The sequence below is a fragment of the Ralstonia sp. VS2407 genome, from assembly GCF_052950655.1.
This window is the reverse complement of the sequence record NZ_JBRFVG010000397.1, coordinates 1-430: the sequence shown is the minus strand read 5'-3', so window position 1 is coordinate 430 and position 430 is coordinate 1. Positions and strand designations below refer to the sequence as shown.

The window sequence follows — 430 nt, the reverse complement described above, 5'->3', positions numbered from 1 at the left end:
GTGCCGGACTGGCCGCAGCCCGGCGTGATGTTTCGCGACATCACGCCGCTGCTGCAAAGCGCGAAGGCGTTGCGCGTGCTCGTCGACCTGTTCGTCGAGCGCTATGTCGACGCGAAGCTCGACTACATCGCGGGCCTCGATGCGCGCGGCTTCATCATCGCGCCGATCGTCGCGTACGAGCTGTCCGTCGGCTTCGTGCCGATCCGCAAGGTCGGCAAGCTGCCGTACGCGACGCAGCGCGAATCGTATGCGCTCGAGTACGGCACCGCGACCGTCGAGATTCACGAGGACGCATGCAAGCCGGGCGATCGCGTCGTGATCGTCGATGATCTGATCGCGACGGGCGGCACGATGATGGCGGGCAAGAACCTGCTCGAGCGGCTGGGCGCCGTCGTCGTCGAAGGCGCGGCGATCGTCGATCTGCCGGATC

The 430-nt window shown here is 66.7% G+C and carries 1 protein-coding gene; it reads left to right on the top strand.

Going from position 1 to position 430, the window contains the following annotated elements:
* Positions 1–430: adenine phosphoribosyltransferase (locus ACU8YE_RS25660; protein ID WP_446930444.1), on the top strand; the 430-nt coding region annotated here is incomplete at both ends.